Origin of the sequence: Thermobispora bispora DSM 43833, from assembly GCF_000092645.1 — a bacterium.
In the GTDB taxonomy this organism is placed as follows: Bacteria; Actinomycetota; Actinomycetes; order Streptosporangiales; family Streptosporangiaceae; genus Thermobispora; species Thermobispora bispora.
The window spans coordinates 1,120,639-1,141,021 of sequence record NC_014165.1; the positions used below are offsets into that span (position 1 = coordinate 1,120,639).

Sequence of the window (20,383 nt, forward strand, 5' to 3'; positions counted from 1 at the left end):
CGCCCCGCGGCGCGCCGTACCGCGGGGACCGCGCCCGGACCGCGCACCCGTGCCCGCGGTACGGTGCGCGGCCGCGGGATCCGCGGGGACGCGCCCGACCGGGAACCCTCCGACCGGGAATCCGACAGACCGTGGCGGACCGGGCATGTGCCCAGCCGGCGGGCCGACCGGCGGCGCGCCGGGACGCCATGGCACGATCAGGTCGATTCGTCCTCCGCGATGGCCGGGACCGGTAGACTGTTCGCGGCCCGCTGCCGTGGGCCAATTCGCACGCCCACCCGTGGGATCGCGCCTCGGTCCGGACAGGCTCCGGCGGAAGCGGTCCCGGGCGTCAGGACGCGGGTGAGGGGAGCCCGCGTGACCAACCGAGGGAGTGCCTGCGGGCACATAGCTGGAAGGACCATCATGGCGCCTGTCGTCACCATGCGGCAGCTGCTCGAGAGCGGCGTCCACTTCGGCCACCAGACCCGTCGGTGGAACCCGAAGATGAAGCGCTTCATCTTCACGGAGCGCAACGGGATCTACATCATCGACCTGCAGAAGTCCCTTTCCTACATCGACCGTGCGTACGAGTTCGTCAAGGAGACCGTCGCGCACGGCGGGACCATCCTCTTCATCGGGACGAAGAAGCAGGCGCAGGAGGCCATCGCCGAGCAGGCGTCGCGGGTCGGCATGCCGTACGTGAACCAGCGGTGGCTGGGCGGCATGCTCACCAACTTCTCGACCGTGCACAAGCGGCTCCAGCGGCTCAAGGAGCTCGAGGAGATGGACTTCGACAACGTGGCGGGGTCCGGGCTCACCAAGAAGGAGCTCCTCATGCGCCGCCGCGAGAAGGAGAAGCTGGAGCGCACCCTGGGCGGTATCCGCGACATGACCCGCGTGCCGAGCGCGGTCTGGGTCGTGGACACCAAGAAGGAGCAGATCGCGGTCAACGAGGCGCGGAAGCTCGGCATCCCGGTCGTCGCCATCCTCGACACCAACTGCGACCCCGACGAGGTCGACTACCCGATCCCCGGCAACGACGACGCGATCCGCTCCGTCAGCCTGCTCACCCGGGTGATCGCCGACGCGGTGGCGGACGGCCTGATGAGCCGGGCGGGCGGCGCCCGCGGTGACGACAAGCCCTCCGGCGTCGCGGCCGGTGAGCCGCTGGCCGAGTGGGAGCGCGAGCTGCTCGAGGGCGGCTCCGGCGCGGGTACCGAGACCGCCGCGGCGGCGACCGGCGGGGAGGCTCCCGCCGCCACCGGTGAGGCCGCCGCTCCGGCCGGTGAGCAGCCCGCTGAGGCGCCCGCCGCCGAGCAGGGCGACAAGGCCTGAGACCGCCGCGGATCCCCGGCGCGCCGTGCGGGCCGTACGGCACGGCCCCGGTGACGGGGGATCCAGGAGCATGAGCGGGACCCGGCGCCGGTACGCTCGGCCGTACCGGCGCAGGTCCCACCGCGGGCGTTCCGGCTCCGGGGCGCACCGTCCGCATAGACGAAACGCATCGCGTTCCCGAAGGGGATCAGAGATATGGCTTCCGTGAGCATGGCCGACGTGAAGCGGCTTCGCGAGCTGACCGCCGCCGGCATGATGGACTGCAAGAAGGCCCTCGAGGAGGCCGGGGGCGACTTCGACAAGGCCATCGAGCTGCTGCGCCTGAAGGGCGCCAAGGACGTCGGTAAGCGCGAGGCCCGCACCGCCTCAAACGGGCTGATCGCGGTCGAGCACGTGGGCGACTCGCTCGCCGCCCTGCTCGAGCTCAACTGTGAGACCGACTTCGTCGCCAAGAACGAGCGGTTCCAGGCGCTCGCCCGGGACATCGTCAAGCACATCGCGGCCACCAAGCCAGCCGACGTGCCCACCCTGCTCGAGTCCCAGATCGACGGCAAGACCGTCAAGGAGCGGCTGGACGAGACCAACGCCGCGCTCGGCGAGAAGATCGAGATCCGCCGGTTCACGCTGCTGGAGGGCGGGTACATCACCTCCTACCTGCACAAGACCGACCCGCAGCTCCCGCCGGCCATCGGCGTGCTGGTCCAGCTCGACAAGCCGAACGCCGAGGTCGCCAAGGACATCGCCCAGCACACCGCCGCCATGGCGCCCAAGTACCTCAGCCCGGACACCGTGCCCGCCGAGGTCGTCCAGAAGGAGCGCGAGCTCTACGAGAGGATGACCCGCGAGGAGGGCAAGCCCGAGGCCGCGATCCCGAAGATCGTCGAGGGCCGGCTGAACGCCTGGTACAAGGACTTCACCCTGCTGGAGCAGGCGTTCGTCAAGGACAACAAGAAGACGATCCGCCAGGTCGCGGAGGAGGCCGGGGTCAAGGTCCTGTCCTTCACCCGGTACAAGGTCGGCCAGGCGTGATCCCGTAGTCAGGAGCCGTTCGACCGTAGACGTGACGAAGGAGGCCGCCGCCGTGCAGGAAGAGACCAGACCCGCCACGTCGGCGGCTTCGCCGCGCCACGGGCGGCTGCGCTGGAAGCGGGTCATGCTCAAGCTGTCGGGCGAGGCGTTCGCCGGGGGTGAGAAGCTCGGCATCGACCCGCTCGTCGTCGCCCACCTCGCCGACTCGATCGCCGAGGCCGTCCGCGAGGGCGTGCAGGTGGCCGTGGTGGTCGGCGGCGGCAACATGTTCCGCGGCGCAGCCCTGTCCGAGCGGGGCATGGACCGGGCCCGGGCCGACTACATGGGCATGCTCGGCACGGTGATCAACTGCCTCGCCCTGCAGGACTTCCTCGAGAAGCGCGGCATCGACACGAGGGTGCAGACGGCCATCACCATGCAGCAGGTGGCCGAGCCGTTCCTGCCGCGGCGGGCCATCCGCCACCTGGAGAAGGGACGCGTGGTCATCTTCGGCGCCGGCCTCGGTTCCCCGTTCTTCTCCACCGACACGTGCGCGGCCCAGCGCGCCCTGGAGATCGGAGCCGAGGCCCTGCTGAAGGGCACGCAGGTGGACGGTGTCTATGACTCGGACCCGCGGCAGAATCCCGATGCGGTCAAGTTCGATCGGCTCGAGTACGGTGAGGTACTGAAGCGCGGTCTCCGGGTCATGGACGCGACCGCCATCAGTCTGTGCATGGACAACGGGCTGCCCATCGTGGTCTTCGACCTGATGGGCGAGGGTAACATCCTTCGGGCGGTCCGTGGTGAAAAGATCGGCACGCTGGTGAGTCCGGCTGGAAGATAGGGAGCCGCAGTGATCGACGAAACCCTCCTCGAGGCTGAGGAGAAGATGGACAAGGCGGTGTCGGTCGCGAAGGAGGACTTCGCGACGATCCGCGCCGGCCGTATCACCCCCGCGATCTTCAACAAGATCAACGTGGATTACTACGGATCACCGACCCCGCTCCAGCAGCTCGCGTCGTTCCATGTGCCCGAGGCACGCCTGGTGATCATTCAGCCGTTCGACAAGAGCGCGCTGAACGCGATCGAGAAGGCCATCCGGGACAGTGACCTCGGGGTGAACCCGAGCAACGACGGCAACGTGATCCGCGTCGTCTTCCCCGAGCTCTCCGAGGAGCGCCGCAAGGAGTACATCAAGATGGCGCGGAACAAGGCGGAGAGCGCCCGGGTCTCCGTGCGGAACATCCGGCGGCACGCCAAGGAGGCCCTCGACAAGCTGGTCAAGGAGGGCCAGGTCGGGGAGGACGAGGTGCACCGTGCGGTGAAGGAGCTCGACGACCTCACCCACAAGCACGTCGCCAAGATCGACGACATGCTCAAGCACAAGGAAGCCGAGCTGCTCGAGGTCTGATCGGGCGCTCCGGCCGCCGCATGACCCGCCGATGATCCTTGTGCCCACCGCGTTCCCGCGGCGCCGGCACAAGGATCACGTGTATGGGAAGTAGGACGTTGTGGAAGGAACGGCTACCGCCAGCGGGCGGGACCCTGAAGGACCGCGGGGGGTCCAGCCCGGAGCCGGACCGGTGACCGGGGGAACGGGCCGCACCGGGCGCAACCTCCCCGCGGCCGTCGCGGTCGGCGTCGCGCTGGGCGCCGTGGTCCTCGCCTTTCTCTACGTCGTCAAGGCCGCCTTCCTCATCGTCGTGCTGGGCTTCGCCGGCCTGGGCATTCACGAGCTGGCGCGGGCCGTCGCCGCCAGGGACATCCGTGTTCCCGAGGTCCCGCTGCTCGCCGGCATGACGGTGATGGTCGCCGGGGCCTACTGGGGCGGTCCCGTCTTCCTGCTCGGCGCGTTCGCGGTCACCGTGATGGTGCTGCTCGCCTGGCGGATGTTCCAGGGGGCGGAGGGGTACTTACGGGACGCCACCGCCACGGTGTTCATCGCGGTCTACCCCGCGCTGCTCGCCGGGTTCGCCCCCCTGCTGCTCCGGCCGGAGGACGGCGCGCACCGGATCGTCATCTTCGTCGCCGTCACGATCTGCAGCGACATCGGAGGGTACTTCGCGGGGATCTTCTTCGGCAAGCACCGCATGTCGCCGGTGATCAGCCCGAAGAAGACCTGGGAGGGCTTCGCCGGCTCGGTGATCGCCTGCGTGGTGTGCGGGGCCCTGCTCGTCCGGTTCCTCCTCGACGGTGCCTGGTGGCAGGGGGCGCTCGTCGGGGCGGTCGCCGTCGTCTGCGCCACGCTCGGCGACCTCATCGAATCGATCATCAAGCGCGATCTCGGCATCAAGGACATGGGCGCGCTGCTGCCCGGCCACGGCGGCATCATGGACCGCGCCGACTCCCTGCTCTTCACGCTCGTCCCGCTCTGGCTCCTGCTCACCGTGCTCGTGCCGCCGGCGACCGCCTGAGCCCCGGCCCGGTACGGGCGGCCCTTGCCGGCCTCGTCCGGTACGGCCGGCCCCCGCCGGCCCGCGTCCGATATGGCGCGGCACCGGCCGTTCCCGGCCGGGTACGGCCTGGCGCCGGCTAGGCGCGGCCGGGTACGGCGAGCCGGTCGGCGAGCGCCCCCGCCCCGCGGACCACGGCCACGTCGAGCTCGGCCTCGGTGAGCGGGAGCAGCCACAGCCACAGCACCGGGTCGCCGCAGACGGTGAGCCCCGACAGGTCCGGGGCGCCCGGCGGGTCGGCGAGCATGACCACCCCGCGGTGCCCGCCGCCGAGCGGGAACCGGCGGTGCCCGTCCGGCCAGCGGGCGGTGTGCCCGGGGCCCAGCCACGTCACCGACTGCCAGGGGTACCGCCCGAGCCAGGCGAGGAGCCAGCGCGCCGCGCGCGCGTCCTCCGTGGTGGCCACGGCGAGCTCCACCCGGCAGGCCGCGCCGTACAGCTCGGCGGCCGGCATGCGCTGGAAGCACATCCCCACCGTGGAGAGCACGGTGAAGCCCCGGCCGGGGATCGGGGGCCGCTCGGAGACGCCGATCACCGGGAGCCCGCCGCCGACCTCCCAGTAGCGCCCCTGCGGCCCGGCCCGCCGGTCGAGATGGCCGAGCACGGCCAGCCGTTCGGACACCCACCCCGTGTCCTGCCGCTCCCAGTGGGCGCGGGCCCGCGCGAGCCGGGCCGACAGCTCCCCGAGCGCCTCGTCGAGCGGGCAGGCGACCGGTGAGTCGCCGACCGCGTCCCGCGCGTACCCGGGGATGCCGTGCCGTACGTCGGCCCAGCCCGGGATCACCGCGAGCAGCTCGCCGTCCTGGTAGACGGCCACGCCGTCGCCCTCCTCGAACCAGAGCACGGAGAGCGCCGCCGGATCGAGCGGCGGGGTGCCGTCCGGGTGCCTGGTGTTCGCCCGCGGCATCACGGGCGGCAGGCCAGCGTCGATGCGGGCCCGGTCGAGCTCCTCCGGGGCGGGGCCATGGTTGGCGAGCCAGACGGCCGCGCGGATGGTCCCTTCCGCGTCCCGCAGGTACGCTACGGACGAGGTCCGATCCGTCTCGATCGTCAGGGTGCGGCTTCCATAAGGGTTGGGGCTGGAGAGCACGACACTGGTGCCCACACCTCACCTCCGGCTCCTGGCCTTGCCCCGTCAAGCAGAATGTAGAGTCCGCCTCCGGCACGGTGAAGACCATGTCGCCGAGCCCTCGTCCCCGGGAGATCGGAAGGGTATCCGTGAGCGAGCACCCCGACAGCGGCCTGCCCGGCAACCGGCCGCCGGCACCCGTGCGGCTGACCTTGACCGCGCCCCGCCGCGCCAAGCCGCCCCGCCACCTCGCCGACCTCACCATGGCCGAACGCCGGGATGCGGTGGCCGAACTGGGGGAGAGGCCGTTCCGCGCCGACCAGCTCTCCCGGCACTACTTCGGCAGGCTCACCGCCTCGCCCGAGCAGATGACCGATCTGCCCGGCGGGAGCCGCGACCGGCTGGTGAGCGCCCTGCTGCCGCCGCTGCTCACCCCGGTCCGGGAGCTCGCCTGTGACGGCGGCACCACGCGGAAGACCCTCTGGCGGCTGTTCGACGGCGCGCTCGTCGAGTCCGTGCTGATGCGCTACCCCGACCGCACCACCATCTGCGTCTCCTCGCAGGCGGGGTGCGGCATGAACTGCCCGTTCTGCGCCACCGGCCAGGCCGGGCTGACCCGGAACCTCTCCACGGCCGAGATCGTCGAGCAGGTCGTCGCCGGGGCCCGGTCGCTCGCCAAGGGCGAGGTGCCGGGCGGGCCGGGCCGGATCAGCAACGTGGTCTTCATGGGCATGGGCGAGCCCATGGCGAACTACAAGGCCGTGGTGGCCGCGATCCGCCGGCTCACCTCCCCGGTCCCCGAAGGGCTCGGCATCTCGGCCCGCGGCATCACGGTCTCCACCGTCGGTCTCGTTCCCGCCATCGAACGGCTGGCCCAGGAGGGCCTCCCCGTGACGCTCGCCGTCTCGCTCCACGCGCCCGACGACGAGCTGCGGGACACCCTCGTGCCGATCAACACCCGGTGGAAGGTGGCCGAGGTGCTCGACGCGGCCTGGAACTACGCGGCCGTCACCAAGCGGCGGGTGTCCATCGAGTACGCCCTGATCAGGGACATCAACGACCAGGAGTGGCGCGCGGACCTGCTCGGCCGGCTGCTCCAGGGCAGGCTCGCGCACGTCAACCTGATCCCGCTCAACCCCACCCCGGGCTCCCCGTGGACGGCCTCGCGGCCGCGGGACGAGCGGGCGTTCGTCCGCCGCCTGGAGTCGTACGGCATCCCCGTCACGGTACGGGACACCCGGGGCCGGGAGATCGACGGCGCCTGCGGCCAGCTCGCGGCGCGGGACCGGGAGGACCGGAAGGCCGGGGCCCGCTGAGGGTGCGGAGGGCCGGGCCGGAGCCGGTGAGATCGGGGCCGGCGCCGGGCGGGCCGGCCGCCTCTCTCGCGGACTCGCCAGCGCCGTGCCGTACCGGGACAATGTACGGGCTGGGACCAGACGGCCGAGGGGGAGTGCATGCATCGCTTTCCGCGCGTCCTGCCGGTACGGCTCGGTTATGACCCTGAGCAGGTCGACGCACTGATCCGCCGAATCGAGCAGACACTCGGCCCAGGACCGATCGACGGTCCCCCGGTCACCCCCGACGAGATCCGGAACGCCAAGTTCGACGTCAAGCTCGGCGGATACCACGAGCTCGCGGTGGACTCCGCGCTCGACGCGTTCATCGTCGCCCTCGAGGCCCGCGCCACCGCGGCGCAGCGGGCCGAGGCCGCCCCGCCGGCCGGTTCCGGATCCGCCGCCGCGCCCCCGGGCCCGGAACCGGAGCCGGGGCCCGCGCCGCACCCGCACGGCCGTGGGCCCGGTGAGCCCGCTGGCCCGGCCCCCGAACCGGTGCCCGCGCCGCACCCGCGCGAGCGCGCGCCCGGCGGTGCGCCCGCGGAGGATTCCCAGCAGGGTCCGGCGCCTGCGGCAGGTACTTTCGCACCCGCGGATCGGCGGCCCGGTTTCGCGCCCGAACCGCCGGGCGGGGCGCCCGGTTCCGCGCCGGTGCGTCCGCATGGGGGTTCGGCGTCCCGTCCGGTGGCCGCCGCGGCGGGCCCGGCGCCCGCGCCGCCGCCTCGCGCGTCCGCTCCCGCTCCGCCCTCCCACACGCCCGCTCCGGCTGAGGCCGGACCCGCGGTCCCCGCTCCACCGGAGAAGGCGCCCGCCGCTCCATCGGGGCCGGCGCCCGCCGCGCCGCCCACGGGATCGGCGCAGGCGCCCGGCGCGCCCGCCCAGCGGCCGGCGGGCGAAGCGGATTCGCCGTCCGATCCGGCGGCCACGGCCCCGACCGTGCCCGTGCCGTACCCGCATGAGCGCGCGCCCGGCGGTGCGCCCGCGGAGGATGCCCGTCCCGGCCCGGTTCCCGCGGCGGGCCCCGTCGCCCCGTCCGTGGATCGGCGGCCCGGATCCGCGCCCGAACCGCCGGGCGGGGCGTCCGGTTCCGCGCCGGTGCGTCCGCATGGGGGTTCGGCGTCCCGTCCGGTGGCCGCCGCGGCGGGCCCGGCGTCCGCGCCGTCGCCGGCTCGCGCCGCCACGTCCGTTCCCGCTCCGCCCGTTCGGACGCCCGCCCCGCCCGCCGAGGAACCCGCGGGTGACCCCGCCGGAGACCGGCCCGGCCCCGCGCCCGATCGGGCGGCCGACGCGGCTCGCGCGCCGGGTTCGGCACCGGAACCGGCCGCTTCCCGGCCGGAGGACGCCGCGAAACCGGATCCGGCCGCCGCTGAGCGGGCCGTACCGCGGAGCGGGAAGGGAGCGGGAAGCGCCGAGCCGGACGCCGGACGGCGGCGGCGCGACCCCGGCGCCTCTCCGGCGGAGCGTCCCGGCGAGCCCGGCGGGCGTTCCGAGGAGCCCGGTTCCGGGCGCTCCGGGGAGTGTTCCGGCGCGGGGGCCCCGGGCACACCGGAGTGGTGGGAGGCCCAGGCGGCCCGGGTGGAGCGCGCCGTGTTCCGCCCGGCCCGGTTCGGCATGGGCTACCACGAGGACGAGGTCGACGCGTTCCTCGACCGGGTGGTCGCCACCCTGCGCGGGACCGCCGAGCACCCGCTCACCGCGCAGGACGTGCGGGACGCGATGTTCACCACGGTGGTGCTCCGCACGGGGTACGCGATCGACGAGGTGGACGCGCTCCTCGCGGAGATCGCCGGCCTGCTCGAGCGGCACGGGACCCCGCCGTGCCGCCAGGCGGTGAAGCGCGCCTGAGCGCCGCGGCGCCCCGCGGCTCAGCCGGGGCGCCGGTCCCGCCGGGCGTGTTCCTCTCCCGGCGCGGGCCCGCCGGAGGCCACGCCGAGCTGCTCGGCGGCCCGGATGGCGAGCCACACCTCGGCGAAGTCGGCGGTGGTGGTGAGGTCGCGGCCGGTGAGCGCGCCGAAGCGGCGCAGCCGGTAGGCGAGCGTGTTCGCGTGGATGTGGAGCGCCTTCGCCGCGTCCTCCAGGCGGCGGTCGCGCTCCATCCAGGTGCGGACCGAGACGAGGAGCTGCGAACCGTGCTCCGCGTCGTACCGGAGCACGTCGCCGAGCACGTGCTCGACCAGGTCGGAGAGGACGTTCACGTCGTCGGGCAGCCACCGGCCCATGGGGTCCTCCCCGTAGGCCACCAACGGCTGCCCGGACTCGGCCGCCCGGGAGGCGGCCCAGAGCGCCTCGCGCCGGGCGATCCGGAGGGGGTCCCCTTGGGCCAGCGGCCGGCTCACCCCGGCCGCGATGCCGGGGATGTCGCGCAGCCGCGCCGCCTCGTACACCGGCAGCCGCTCCGCGCCGCCGGGGCCGGCAACGAGGTGGGGGGCGAGCACGAAGAGGGTCTCGTGGTGGCGGAGCATCAGGTGCGGGAACTCGTCGAGCGCCTGGACCACGGCCTCCTCGGGCGCCCGCCGCACCGCGATCAGCACCACGTCCGCGCCGGGCGGCAGGCCCATCCGGGCGAGCCGCCGGCGGGCGGCGGCCGGATCGAGCACGTCCTGCAGCAGCTCGGCCAGGGTCTCGGCGCCCTGCCGGCGTAGGGTCTCCCGTTCGCTGCGCACCATCGCCACCTGGAGGGCGGCGACGGTCGCGATGTGCTGGACGACGGCGAGCCCGGCGGGCCGCGCGCCCTCGCGCTCGAGGGCGACGAGGAACCCGGCCGGGCCGTCCGGGGCGGGCACGGGCAGGACGAAGCCGCCGGGGATGGTGGGCGCGGTGTCGGCCGAGGTGGGCAGGGGGACCGTGGGCGGCGGCACGGGCACCCCGGGCAGCAGCGGGCGCCCCTGCGGGGTGCTCAGGTAGACGTCGTACCCGGAGAGCCGCTCCAGCCGCCGGAAGAGCCCGGCCGGGTCGAGCCCTTCGGAGGCGATCCAGCGGAGCGCGCCGAACACCTGGAGCTGGGCGCCGAGCCGCTGCCGCTGGTCCTCCTGGACCGCGGCCGCGACCTCCTGGGCGATGGCGATGAAGGGGACGGCGAGCGGCACCTCGAGCACCGGGAAGCCGCGCTCCTCGGCGGCCGCGAAGAAGGCGGGGGAGAGCGGGGGCACGTGGAGGCCGGCGCTGAGGGCGAGCGCCGCGACCCCGGCGTCGTCGAGCCGCTCGAGGTAGGCGCGCTGCGCGTCCGGGTCGCGGGGCACGCCGATCCCGGTGGTCATGATGATCTCCGCGCCGAGCAGCCACGGTGTCGGGTCCTCGAGCTCGCTGACGTGCGCCCAGGAGACGGACCGGTCGAGTCCGCGGTGCCCGGCGAGCACGCGGAGCTGGAGGGCCGGGGCCCGGATCAGGTGCTCCACGGTCAGTGTGCTGTCACCCACGGTTCACCTTCGGGGTGTTGTCGTTGGCCACAACTCTGCGACATTTCTTCGTTCCTGTACCAATTGTCGTATTTCTGGGGCCTGGCGGAGACTTGCCCATCGACACCCCGTACACCGTCTCCCCGTGGAAGAAGATCGTGGCTGGTTCGCAACGGATAACCGAGATCGAGACGTACGGGGTCGAACGGATCCCCGACGCCGACCGCACGGCGCGCCCGTTCGACCTGTTCCGGCTCGCCTTCGGCGGCGCCAACACCTTCGCGACCTGCGTGCTCGGCGCCTTCCCCATCCTCTTCGGCCTCTCGTTCTGGCAGGGCGTCGCCGCCACCCTGCTCGGCCTCGTCGCCGGCGCCCTCCTGCTCGCGCCCATGGCGCTGTTCGGCCCGGCCAACGGCACCAACAACGCCGTCTCGTCCTCCGCGCACTTCGGCGTGCACGGCCGGATCGTCGGGTCCTTCCTCTCCCTGCTCACCGCGATCACCTTCTTCTCCATCTCGGTGTGGTCCTCGGGTGACGCGCTGGTGGGCGGGGCGGCCAAGTTCATCGACCTGCCGGAGAACGAGCCGGTCTACGGGGTCGCCTACGCGATCTTCGCCGTGCTCGTGCTCATCGTGTGCGTGTACGGCTTCCGCTTCATGCTCTTCGTCAACAAGATCGCGGTGGTCGCGGCGTCGCTCCTCTTCGTGCTGGGCGCGATCGCGTTCGCCGGGGACTTCGACCCGTCCTACCCCGGGACCTTCGCCTCCACCTCGGACCCGCTGTTCTGGCCCTCGTTCATCGGGGCCGCGCTGATCGTGCTGTCGAACCCGGTGTCGTTCGGCGCGTTCCTCGGCGACTGGGCCCGCTACATCCCGGCGAGCACCCCGCGGTGGCGGGTGATGGCCGCGGCGTTCTTCAGCCAGATCGCCACCATCCTCCCCTTCTTCTTCGGCCTCGCCACCGCGTCGATCATCGCGACCAAGGCGGCGCCGTACCTCGACCCGGAGGCCCCCAACTACGTCGGCGGGCTGCTGGCGATCGCGCCGTCCTGGTACTTCTTCCCGGTCTGCCTGATCGCCCTGATCGGCGGCATGTCCACCGGCACCACCGCGCTCTACGGCACCGGGCTCGACTTCTCCAGCGTCTTCCCGCGGTTCAGCCGGGTGCAGGCGACCCTGTTCATCGGCACGCTGTCGATCGTCTTCATCTTCGTCGGCCGGTTCGCCGCCAACCTGACCACGAGCATCTCCACGTTCGCCACGCTGATCATCACCTGCACCGCGCCGTGGATGGTGATCATGATGATCGGCTACGTCACCCGGCGCGGCTGGTACGACCCCGAGGCGCTGCAGGTGTTCAACCGGCGGCAGCGCGGCGGGCGCTACTGGTTCACCCACGGCTGGAACTGGCGGAGCATGTCGGCCTGGATCGTCTCCGCGGTGATCGCGCTCCTCTTCACCAACATCCCCGGCCAGTTCGTCGGGCCGTTCGGCGAGCTCGCCGGCGGGGTCGACATCTCGCTCCCGCTCGCCCTCGTCCTCCCCGCCGCGCTGTACCTCGCGCTGCTCCTGATCTTCCCGGAGCCGCGCGCCGCGTACGGCCCGGCCGGCCCGCGCCTGGTCCGCGCGGTGGAGACCTCGGTCCCGCCTATCGTTGATCGGGACAGGGTCCTCGCCGAGGCGCAGGGAGTCAGGTGATCATCGACCTTTCGGTGCGGATCGGCACGGGGATGCCCGTCTACCCCGGCGATCCCGAGGTGCGGCTGGAGCCGGCGCTCACCGTCGCCCGCGACGGCGTGAACGTCCTCGCCCTCCACCTCGGGTCGCAGTCGGGGACGCACGTGGACGCGCCGTACCACATCGACGACGCGCTGCCCACGCTCGAGGAGCTGCCCCTGGAGCGGTTCGCCGGCCCGGCGGCCGTCGCGGACGTGCGCGGCCTGCCGCCCCGCGCGCCGATCCCACCGGAGGCGCTCGCCCCGTGGATCGTGCCCGGGCGGATCCTGCTGATCGCCACGGGCTGGGACGCCCACTGGGGGCGTCCGGAGTACGAGGCGCACCCGTGGCTCACCGCCGAGGCCGCCGAGCTCATCGCCGAGTCGGGGGTCCCCACGGTGGGCGTGGACGCGCTCAGCGTGGACCCCACCCCGCCCGATGAGCTGCGCGCCCACCGCGCGCTCTGCGGGGCGCACGTGGTGATCGCGGAGAACCTGCGGAACCTGGACCGCCTCCTCGACGCCCAGGCGGCCGGGCACGAGATCGAGGTCTTCCTGCTGCCGCTGCACCTGGGCGCCGCCGACGGTGCCCCCGTGCGCGCCGTCGCCCGGGTGCCGGGCTGATCCGGCGCCCGCGCCGGCGGTGCCGTACCACCGACCGGCTCAAGATCCGGAGAACGACCCCGCGCCCCGGCGAGGGGCGCGCGGAGGGAAACGGAAGGAAGTGCGAGCATGACCGAGCCCCGAGGCCCTGTCGACGCCTCTCGCGTCCCGCGGTTCGCCGGGCCGGCGACCTTCGCCCGGCTGCCCCGCCTCGACGAGGTGAGCCGCGCGGACGTGGCCGTGGTCGGGATCCCGTTCGACAGCGGCGTGTCCTACCGGCCGGGTGCGCGGTTCGGCCCGGCGGCCGTGCGCGAGGCGAGCCGGCTGCTGCGGCCGTACCACCCGGGACTCGACGTGTCGCCGTTCGCCCGCCTGCAGGTGGCCGACGCCGGGGACATCGCGTGCAACCCGTTCGACATCAAGGAGGCGATCGCGACCATCGAGGCGGCCGCGCAGGACCTGTCCGCGCCGGGGACCCGGCTGGTCACGATCGGCGGCGACCACACGATCGCGCTGCCCCTGCTGCGGGTCGTCCACCGCCTCCACGGCCCGGTGGCGCTGCTGCACTTCGACGCCCACCTCGACACCTGGGACACCTACTTCGGCGCGGAGTACACCCACGGCACCCCGTTCCGCCGGGCGATCGAGGAGGGCCTGCTCGACACCGAGGCGATCAGCCACGTCGGCACCCGCGGCCCGCTCTACGGCAAGCAGGACCTCGACGACGACGCGCGCATGGGGTTCGGCATCGTGACGAGCGCCGACGTCATGCGCCGCGGGCCGGACGAGGTGGCCGCGATGCTCCGGGAGCGGATCGGCGACCGGCCGCTGTACATCTCCATCGACATCGACGTGCTCGACCCGGCGCACGCGCCGGGCACCGGGACCCCGGAGGCCGGCGGGCTCACCAGCAGGGAGCTGCTGGAGATCCTGCGCGGGCTGGCCGGGTGCAACCTGGTGGGCGCCGACGTGGTCGAGGTCGCGCCCGCCTACGACCACGCGGAGATCACCTCGATCGCGGCCTCGCACGTCGCCTACGACCTGATCAGCCTGCTCGCGCTGAAGGAGAAGCCATAGCGGAGCGCTCGCGGCCGGCACGGGCCGGGGCGGCCGCCGTCCGGGCCCGTGCCGGGGCGGTGCGGACTCCCGCCCGTGCCGGCCCGGCCGCCCTCGTCCCGCCCGGGCCGGCCGTGCTCAGTGCGTGCCCCAGGAGTACGTCTGTTTGAACAGCTTGAGGTAGACGAACGTCTCCGTGGCACGGACGGTCGGGATCGCGCGGATCTTGCCGAGGATCTCCAGCAGATGGTCGTCGCTCTCGCAGACCACTTCGGTGATGACGTCGAACGAGCCGGCCGTGAGCACCACGTAGTCGATCTCCTCGATGCCCGCCAGCTCCTCGGCGACCGCCTCCACGTCGCCTTCGCACTTGATGCCGATCATCGCCTGGCGGGGGAAGCCCAGCGTCAGCGGGTCGGTGACCGCGACGATCTGCATGACGCCGAGCTCGAGCAGCCGCTGCACCCGCTGGCGCACCGCGGCCTCGGAGAGGCCCACGGCCTTGCCGATGGCCGAGTACGGCTTCCGCCCGTCCTTCTGCAGCTGCTCGATGATCCGCTTGGAGATGTCGTCCAGCGGCACCGGCCCGCCTCTGCTCGATCGGGCCTTCGCGGGGGTCGTCATCCTCGGGGGGTGTCCTCTCTGGGGCGTACTGGGTTGGGAGCTTATAGGGCTGGATTGTGGCGGGCGCGTTACGTCAGTGGTTTGACATAGTGTCAGCCCGGCTGAGCTTGTCAAGCGATTTCGTAGCAATTTGGTATCTTGGCCACGAATTCCCTTGTCTTGGGCGGTTTCTTCTGTCAGAGTCGCGACATCTCCAGCTCCACCTCAACAGGAGGTCTACGGTGACCACCCGTCTCCAGAACTTCATCAATGGGAAGTTCGTCGATGCCGCGAGCGGGCGATTCTCCGACGTGATCGACCCTACGACAGGTGAGGTGTACGCGCAGGCGCCGGTATCCGGTAAGGAGGACGTCGACGCAGCATACGCCGCCGCAGCTGCGGCGTTCGAGACGTGGGGGCAGACGACGCCGGCGGAGCGGTCCGCCCTGCTGCTGAAGATCGCCGATGCGATCGAGGAGCACGCGGACGAGCTCAACGAGGCGGAGTGCCGGAACACCGGCAAGCCTCGCGCCCGGATGGCCGAGGACGAGACCCCGGTCGCCGCCGACCACTTCCGGTTCTTCGCCGGGGCCTGCCGGACGCTGGAGGGTCCGACCGCCAACGAGTTCCTCGCCGACCACACCTCGGTGATCCGGCACGAGCCGATCGGGGTCGTCGGCCAGGTCACCCCGTGGAACTACCCGCTGATGATGGCGGTATGGAAGATCGCCCCCGCCATCGCGGCCGGCAACACCCTGGTGCTCAAGCCCTCGGACACCACCCCGGTCTCCACGCTCAAGCTCGCCGAGATCATCGGTGAGATCCTCCCGCCCGGCGTGGTCAACGTGGTCACCGGCGACCGGGACACCGGGGCGCTCGTGGTGAGCCACCCGACGCCGCGCATGGTCGCGATCACCGGCTCGGTCGGCGCCGGCATGTCCGTCGCCCGGGCCGCGGCCGACGACCTCAAGCGGGTCCACCTGGAGCTGGGCGGCAAGGCCCCGGTCGTGGTCTTCGAGGACGTCAAGGACATCAAGGCCGCCGCTCAGTCGATCGCCGAGGCCGGCCTCTACAACGCCGGCCAGGACTGCACGGCCGCCTGCCGCATCCTCGTCCAGGAGAGCATCCACGACGAGTTCGCCGAGGCCCTCACCGAGGCCGCCGCGAACACCAAGTTCGGCGGCCTGGACGTCGAGGACGCCTACTTCGGCCCGCTGAACAACGCCAACCAGCTCGCCCGGGTCCAGGGCTTCTTCGAGCGCATGCCCGACCACGCGAAGATCCTCACCGGCGGTCACCGGGTCGGCGACCGCGGCTACTTCTTCGCCCCGACCGTGGTCGACGGCCTCCGCCAGGAGGACGAGATGGTCCAGGTGGAGATCTTCGGCCCGGTCATGACCATCCAGACCTTCACCGACGAGGCCGACGCGCTCGCCAAGGCGAACGGGGTGAAGTACGGCCTGGCCGCCTCGGTGTGGACCACCGACCACGGCCGCGCGATGCGGATGTCGAAGCGGCTCGACTTCGGCGTGGTCTGGGTGAACACCCACATCCCGTTCGTCTCGGAGATGCCCCACGGCGGGTTCAAGCACTCGGGGTACGGCAAGGACCTCTCGGTGTTTGGTTTGCACGACTACACCCGCGTGAAGCACGTTATGCACTACATCGGGGAGTAGTTTTCGCGGCGCGAGCCGTCCGATCTTTTAGATGAAGAGGGATAAGCCTGGAATGACAGAGATCCAGGCGGGCGCGGGGGCGGCCGTGGCGGCCGCCCCCCGGTCACAGGACGTGCCCGCCATCGAGCTGGAGAACGTCGTCAAGGAGTACGTCTCCCACGGCGAGGTCGTACGGGCGGTCAAAGGGGTGAGCCTCGCCATCGCGGAAGGCGAGTTCTTCTCCCTGCTCGGCCCGTCGGGGTGCGGCAAGACCACCACCATGCGGATGATCGCCGGGTTCGAGGAGCCCACCTCCGGGGTGGTCCGGCTGCACGGGGCGGACGTCACGAACGTCCCGCCCAACAAGCGCGACGTCAACATGGTCTTCCAGTCCTACGCGCTCTTCCCGCACATGACCGTGTGGGAAAATGTCGCCTTCGGGCTGAAGCGCAAGAAGGTCCCCGCTGACGAGATCAAGCGCCGGGTCGGTGAGATGCTGGAGATCGTCCACCTCCAGGGACGGGAGCGGCGCCGTCCCCAGGAGCTCTCGGGCGGTCAGCAGCAGCGGGTCGCGCTCGCCCGGGCGCTGGTGAACCGGCCGCGGGCGCTCCTCCTCGACGAGCCGCTGGGCGCGCTCGACCTCAAGCTCCGGCAGCACATGCAGATCGAGCTCAAGCGCATCCAGCGGGAGGTGGGCATCACCTTCGTCTACGTCACCCATGACCAGAGCGAGGCGCTCACCATGAGCGACCGCATCGCGGTCATGCGGGAGGGAGTGGTCGAGCAGCTCGCCGATCCCCGGGAGATCTACGAGCGGCCGGCCAACGAGTTCGTCGCCGGGTTCATCGGGACCTCGAACGTGCTCAAGGGTACGATCCAGCAGGTCACCGGTGGCACGGCGGTGCTCGCGCTCAGCCCCGTCGACCGGATCCTCGTCCCGGTCGACGGCACCGCCTCCGCGGGTGACGCCATCACCATGACGGTCCGCCCCGAGAAGATCATGATCTCCACGGAGCAGCCCGAGGGCGATCTCAGCGTCGTCCGGGGCACGGTGTCCGAGGTGGTCTACCTCGGCACCTACAACAGCTACACCGTGGCGCTCGCCGACGGCGCCGAGGTCACCGTCTTCCAGCAGAACGCCCACGACAGCAGCGTCACCGCGGAGCGCGGCGACACCGTCTGGCTCTCCTGGCAGCCCAGGCACTCCTACGTCCTGAGGTAACCCGAACCCACCCCCTCCGGAGCTCGAACCCCCCATGAACAAGGACTTCGTCAACGACCCAGCGTTCCTCCGCGGCATGACCACCCGCCGGATCGGCCGCCGGGACGCGTTCCGGCTGGCCGGGCTCTCCGCCGCCGGCCTCGCCCTCGCCGCCTGTGGCGTGCAGGGCAAGGGCTCGCCGCGGCCGACCACCTCCGCGCAGGTCCAGTCGGAGGTGGAGAAGTACTGGTCGGGCAAGGTCAAGAACGGCCACGTCAACTTCGCGAACTGGCCGCTCTACATGGACCCCAAGCGGCCCGAGCTGAAGAAGTTCACCGAGCGGACCGGCATCACGGTGACCTACAAGGAGGTCATCCAGGACAACCCGAGCTGGTTCGCCAAGATCCAGCCGCTGCTCGCCGCCGGGCAGTCGATCGACTACGACCTGATGGTCGTCACCAACGGGGTCCACTTCACCCAGCTCGTGCGGCTCGGCTACCTGGTCCCGCTCGACCACTCCAAGCTCCCGAACTTCGCGGCGAACGCGGCGGAGCGGTACAAGAACGAGTCCTTCGACCCGGGGAACGTCTACAGCATCCCGTGGGCGTCCGGCATGACCGGCATCGCCTACAACCCGAAGTACGTCGACACCCCGCCGACGAAGATCGCCGACCTGTGGAACCCCAAGTACAAGGGGAAGGTCGGCATGATGGCCGACGCCCAGGAGATCGCCAACTTCGGCCTGCTGCTGCTCGGCATCAAGCCCGAGACGTCGACCCCGGACGACTGGGAGAAGGCGGCGGAGAAGCTCCGGGAGCAGCGGGACTCCGGCATCGTCCGGAAGTACTACGACCAGTCGTACATCGACCCGCTCGCCAAGGGCGACATCTGGCTCACCATGGCGTGGTCGGGCGACGTCTTCCAGAAGAACATCTCCGACGGCACGGACCTGCGGTTCGTCATCCCCGAGGAGGGGGCGACGATCTGGACCGACAACATGGTGATCCCGAAGACCGCGGAGAACCCGGTCGACGCCATCATGTTGATGGACTTCTTCTACGAGGTGGAGATCGCGGCCAGCCTCGCGGAGTACATCAACTACGTCACCCCGGTGCCCGCCGCCCAGGAGGTCGTCCGGAAGCACGCCGCCGAGGCGACCGGTGAGGACAAGCGGCTCCTCGAGCAGCTGGCCGAGAGCCCGCTGGTGTTCCCGTCCGAGGAGGACTACGCGAAGCTGCACGACTACCGCAACTTCACCAGCACCGAGGAGCAGCAGAAGTTCGAGCACATCTTCCAGGCGATCACCACATCATGAGAGGGAGAAGACTCCGGGCGGCGCTGACGCCGTACGCGCTGGTCTTCCCGGGCGCGCTCTGGCTGGCGATCTTCTTCGTGATCCCGACCGTGGTCATGTTGTCCCTCTCGCTGCAGTCGGGCAACGTGACCGACGGTTACGTGTTCACGTGGAACTGGCAGAGCTACGTCGACGGGATCACCACGTACACGGACCAGATCGTCCGTTCGCTGGTGTACGGTTTCCTCGCCACCGTCATCGAGCTGATCATCGGCTTCCCGGTGGCGTACTGGATCGCGTTCAAGGGCGGCCGGCACAAGTCGGTCTACCTGTTCCTGATCCTGCTGCCGTTCCTCGTGTCCTTCGTGCTGCGGACCATCTCCTGGCAGTTCCTGCTCTCCGACAACGGGATCCTGCTCGGCCCGCTGAAGAGCATCGGCCTGATCCCCAAGGACATGCACATCCTCGCCACGGGGGCCGCGGTGGTCTGCGGGCTGGTCTACAACTTCTTCCCGTTCATGGTGCTGCCGATCTACGCGGCGCTGGAGCGGATCGATCCGCGGGTGCTCGAGGCGGCGCAGGACCTGTACGCGAGCAAGTTCCAGACCTTCCTGCGCGTGGTGTTCCCGCTCTCACTGCCCGGGGTGTTCGCCGGCGTGCTGATGACGTTCGTGCCGGCCACCTCGGACTACGTGAACGCCACCGTGCTCGGCGGCACCGGTAACACGATGATCGGCAACGTCATCCAGAACCAGTTCCTGATCAACCAGGACTACCCGGTGGCCTCGGCCCTGTCGTTCACGCTGATGGCGATCCTGCTCATCGGGATCTTCCTCTACGCCAGGGCGCTCGGCACCGAGGACGTGCTGGAGGTGGCGGCCCGATGACGAAGGTCCGCCGGCTGCTCTCCGGCCGCCTGCTCCAGATCTGGACCTGGCTGGTGATCGCCTGGCTGCTCCTGCCGATCGCGGTGATGATCCTCTTCGGGTTCAATGACACCAAGGGGCGCTACAACACCGCCTGGCAGGGGTTCACGCTCAAGTGGTACGGCAAGCTGTTCGAGATCGAGGACCTCACCCGGGCCCTGGTGAACTCGCTGCTGCTCGCCCTGCTCACCATGGTGATCGCCGGGGTCCTCGGCTCGATGCTCGGGCTGGCGCTCGGCCGGTACCGGTTCCGCGGCTCCGGCGCGCTCAACGTCGTCATGTTCGCGGCGATCTCCTGCGCCGAGATCGTGATGGGCGCCTCCCTGCTCTCGCTCTTCGTCACCCTCGCCGTGCCGCTCGGGTTCTGGACCATCCTCATCTCCCACGTGATGTTCTCCATCTCGTACGTGGCGGTGACCGTGCGGGCGAGGGTGATGACGCTCGACCGCTCGCTCGAGGACGCGGCCAGGGACCTCGGCGCGGGCACCTGGGACACCTTCCGCCTGGTGACGCTCCCCCTGATCTTCCCGGGGGTGCTCGCCGGCTCGCTGCTGGCCTTCGCGCTCTCGATCGATGACTTCGTGATCACGAACTTCAACGCGGGCGGCACGGTGACGTTCCCCCTGTGGATCTGGGGGGCGACCCGTGTCGGGATCCCGCCGCAGGTCAACGTGATGGGAACGCTGATCTTCGCGGCGGGAGTCCTCATCGCGTTGGGCAACCTCCTCCTGACACGTCGTCGCTGATGTTGGGAT

The 20,383-nt window shown here is 71.4% G+C and carries 18 protein-coding genes and 1 pseudogene; 16 read left to right on the plus strand and 3 right to left on the minus strand.

Annotated elements, in window-relative coordinates:
• Positions 1–405: 405 nt before the first annotated feature.
• From rpsB to TBIS_RS04990, 5 genes are all read left to right on the plus strand, one after another.
• Positions 406–1,317: a 30S ribosomal protein S2 gene (rpsB, locus tag TBIS_RS04970; protein ID WP_013131250.1), complete on the plus strand. Its 912-nt coding sequence runs from the start codon at positions 406–408 to the stop codon at positions 1,315–1,317.
• 195 nt (positions 1,318–1,512) lie between these two features.
• A complete protein-coding gene (gene tsf, locus TBIS_RS04975; RefSeq protein WP_013131251.1) occupies positions 1,513–2,346 on the plus strand; it encodes a translation elongation factor Ts in 834 nt (277 codons plus the stop codon).
• A 124-nt stretch (positions 2,347–2,470) separates the two neighbouring features.
• On the plus strand, positions 2,471–3,169 hold the full coding sequence (gene pyrH / locus TBIS_RS04980) for a UMP kinase (RefSeq protein ID WP_050760630.1): 699 nt from the start codon (positions 2,471–2,473) through the stop codon (positions 3,167–3,169).
• Positions 3,170–3,178: 9 nt separating this feature from the next.
• Positions 3,179–3,736, plus strand: a complete 558-nt coding sequence (gene frr, locus TBIS_RS04985) for a ribosome recycling factor (RefSeq protein ID WP_013131253.1) — start codon at positions 3,179–3,181, stop codon at positions 3,734–3,736.
• Positions 3,737–3,908: 172 nt separating this feature from the next.
• Positions 3,909–4,739 carry a phosphatidate cytidylyltransferase gene (locus TBIS_RS04990; RefSeq protein ID WP_013131254.1) on the plus strand — a complete coding sequence of 277 codons (831 nt, stop codon included), beginning with the start codon at positions 3,909–3,911 and terminating at the stop codon, positions 4,737–4,739.
• A 118-nt stretch (positions 4,740–4,857) separates the two neighbouring features.
• Here the strand turns inward: TBIS_RS04990 and TBIS_RS04995 are convergent, their stop codons facing one another.
• Positions 4,858–5,883 (minus strand): suppressor of fused domain protein, encoded by a 1,026-nt coding sequence (locus tag TBIS_RS04995; protein ID WP_013131255.1) that lies wholly within the window; start codon positions 5,881–5,883, stop codon positions 4,858–4,860.
• Positions 5,884–5,996: 113 nt separating this feature from the next.
• Between TBIS_RS04995 and rlmN the strand changes: the two genes are divergently transcribed.
• From rlmN to TBIS_RS19725, 3 genes and pseudogenes are all read left to right on the plus strand, one after another.
• Positions 5,997–7,163 carry a dual-specificity RNA methyltransferase RlmN gene (gene rlmN, locus TBIS_RS05000; RefSeq protein WP_013131256.1) on the plus strand — a complete coding sequence of 389 codons (1,167 nt, stop codon included), beginning with the start codon at positions 5,997–5,999 and terminating at the stop codon, positions 7,161–7,163.
• Between the two features lie 138 nt (positions 7,164–7,301).
• Positions 7,302–7,490: pseudogene (locus TBIS_RS20210) on the plus strand (DivIVA domain-containing protein); the annotation flags it as partial.
• Between the two features lie 1,278 nt (positions 7,491–8,768).
• Positions 8,769–9,026 carry a DivIVA domain-containing protein gene (locus TBIS_RS19725; RefSeq protein WP_013131258.1) on the plus strand — a complete coding sequence of 86 codons (258 nt, stop codon included), beginning with the start codon at positions 8,769–8,771 and terminating at the stop codon, positions 9,024–9,026.
• A 20-nt stretch (positions 9,027–9,046) separates the two neighbouring features.
• Here TBIS_RS19725 and TBIS_RS05010 read toward each other — a convergent pair whose 3' ends face one another.
• A complete protein-coding gene (locus TBIS_RS05010; RefSeq protein ID WP_013131259.1) occupies positions 9,047–10,597 on the minus strand; it encodes a PucR family transcriptional regulator in 1,551 nt (516 codons plus the stop codon).
• Between the two features lie 98 nt (positions 10,598–10,695).
• Between TBIS_RS05010 and TBIS_RS05015 the strand changes: the two genes are divergently transcribed.
• The 3 genes from TBIS_RS05015 to speB all read left to right on the plus strand — a co-directional run bounded on the left by TBIS_RS05015 (position 10,696) and on the right by speB (position 13,970).
• The gene (locus TBIS_RS05015) at positions 10,696–12,273 is read left to right on the plus strand and encodes a purine-cytosine permease family protein (RefSeq protein ID WP_420883177.1); all 1,578 of its coding nucleotides are present in this window, start codon (positions 10,696–10,698) and stop codon (positions 12,271–12,273) included.
• Positions 12,270–12,914: a cyclase family protein gene (locus TBIS_RS05020; RefSeq protein WP_013131261.1), complete on the plus strand. Its 645-nt coding sequence runs from the start codon at positions 12,270–12,272 to the stop codon at positions 12,912–12,914. Before TBIS_RS05015 ends, TBIS_RS05020 begins: the two co-directional genes overlap by 4 nt.
• Before the next feature lie 108 nt (positions 12,915–13,022).
• Positions 13,023–13,970 carry an agmatinase gene (speB, locus tag TBIS_RS05025; RefSeq protein ID WP_013131262.1) on the plus strand — a complete coding sequence of 316 codons (948 nt, stop codon included), beginning with the start codon at positions 13,023–13,025 and terminating at the stop codon, positions 13,968–13,970.
• A 117-nt stretch (positions 13,971–14,087) separates the two neighbouring features.
• Here the strand turns inward: speB and TBIS_RS05030 are convergent, their stop codons facing one another.
• Positions 14,088–14,573 carry an Lrp/AsnC family transcriptional regulator gene (locus TBIS_RS05030; RefSeq protein ID WP_013131263.1) on the minus strand — a complete coding sequence of 162 codons (486 nt, stop codon included), beginning with the start codon at positions 14,571–14,573 and terminating at the stop codon, positions 14,088–14,090.
• A gap of 221 nt (positions 14,574–14,794) precedes the next feature.
• Here TBIS_RS05030 and TBIS_RS05035 point away from each other — a divergent pair, with 221 nt between their 5' ends.
• From TBIS_RS05035 to TBIS_RS05055, 5 genes are read left to right on the plus strand one after another with little or no spacing between them, the layout of a single operon-like run.
• Positions 14,795–16,228 carry a gamma-aminobutyraldehyde dehydrogenase gene (locus tag TBIS_RS05035; RefSeq protein WP_013131264.1) on the plus strand — a complete coding sequence of 478 codons (1,434 nt, stop codon included), beginning with the start codon at positions 14,795–14,797 and terminating at the stop codon, positions 16,226–16,228.
• Between the two features lie 52 nt (positions 16,229–16,280).
• Positions 16,281–17,429, plus strand: coding sequence for an ABC transporter ATP-binding protein (locus TBIS_RS05040; RefSeq protein ID WP_013131265.1), 1,149 nt, complete (start codon positions 16,281–16,283; stop codon positions 17,427–17,429).
• 34 nt (positions 17,430–17,463) lie between these two features.
• Complete coding sequence (locus tag TBIS_RS05045) at positions 17,464–18,723, plus strand: polyamine ABC transporter substrate-binding protein (RefSeq protein ID WP_013131266.1); 1,260 nt, start codon at positions 17,464–17,466, stop codon at positions 18,721–18,723.
• A complete protein-coding gene (locus TBIS_RS05050; protein WP_013131267.1) occupies positions 18,720–19,589 on the plus strand; it encodes an ABC transporter permease in 870 nt (289 codons plus the stop codon). Before TBIS_RS05045 ends, TBIS_RS05050 begins: the two co-directional genes overlap by 4 nt.
• The gene (locus TBIS_RS05055; protein WP_013131268.1) at positions 19,586–20,374 is read left to right on the plus strand and encodes an ABC transporter permease; all 789 of its coding nucleotides are present in this window, start codon (positions 19,586–19,588) and stop codon (positions 20,372–20,374) included. The genes TBIS_RS05050 and TBIS_RS05055 overlap by 4 nt, the downstream gene beginning before the upstream one ends.
• Positions 20,375–20,383 lie beyond the last annotated feature (9 nt).

Excerpts from the sequence above, each read along its gene's own strand:
- TBIS_RS05050 (WP_013131267.1), top strand. The coding sequence starts at position 18,720 with ATGAGAGGGAGAAGACTCCGGGCGGCGCTGACGCCGTACGCGCTGGTC.
- pyrH (WP_050760630.1), top strand. The coding sequence starts at position 2,471 with ATGCTCAAGCTGTCGGGCGAGGCGTTCGCCGGGGGTGAGAAGCTCGGC.
- TBIS_RS05045 (WP_013131266.1), top strand. The coding sequence starts at position 17,464 with ATGAACAAGGACTTCGTCAACGACCCAGCGTTCCTCCGCGGCATGACC.
- TBIS_RS05040 (WP_013131265.1), top strand. The coding sequence starts at position 16,281 with ATGACAGAGATCCAGGCGGGCGCGGGGGCGGCCGTGGCGGCCGCCCCC.
- tsf (WP_013131251.1), top strand. The coding sequence starts at position 1,513 with ATGGCTTCCGTGAGCATGGCCGACGTGAAGCGGCTTCGCGAGCTGACC.
- rpsB (WP_013131250.1), top strand. The coding sequence starts at position 406 with ATGGCGCCTGTCGTCACCATGCGGCAGCTGCTCGAGAGCGGCGTCCAC.
- TBIS_RS05055 (WP_013131268.1), top strand. The coding sequence starts at position 19,586 with ATGACGAAGGTCCGCCGGCTGCTCTCCGGCCGCCTGCTCCAGATCTGG.
- TBIS_RS05030 (WP_013131263.1), bottom strand. The coding sequence starts at position 14,573 with ATGACGACCCCCGCGAAGGCCCGATCGAGCAGAGGCGGGCCGGTGCCG.
- speB (WP_013131262.1), top strand. The coding sequence starts at position 13,023 with ATGACCGAGCCCCGAGGCCCTGTCGACGCCTCTCGCGTCCCGCGGTTC.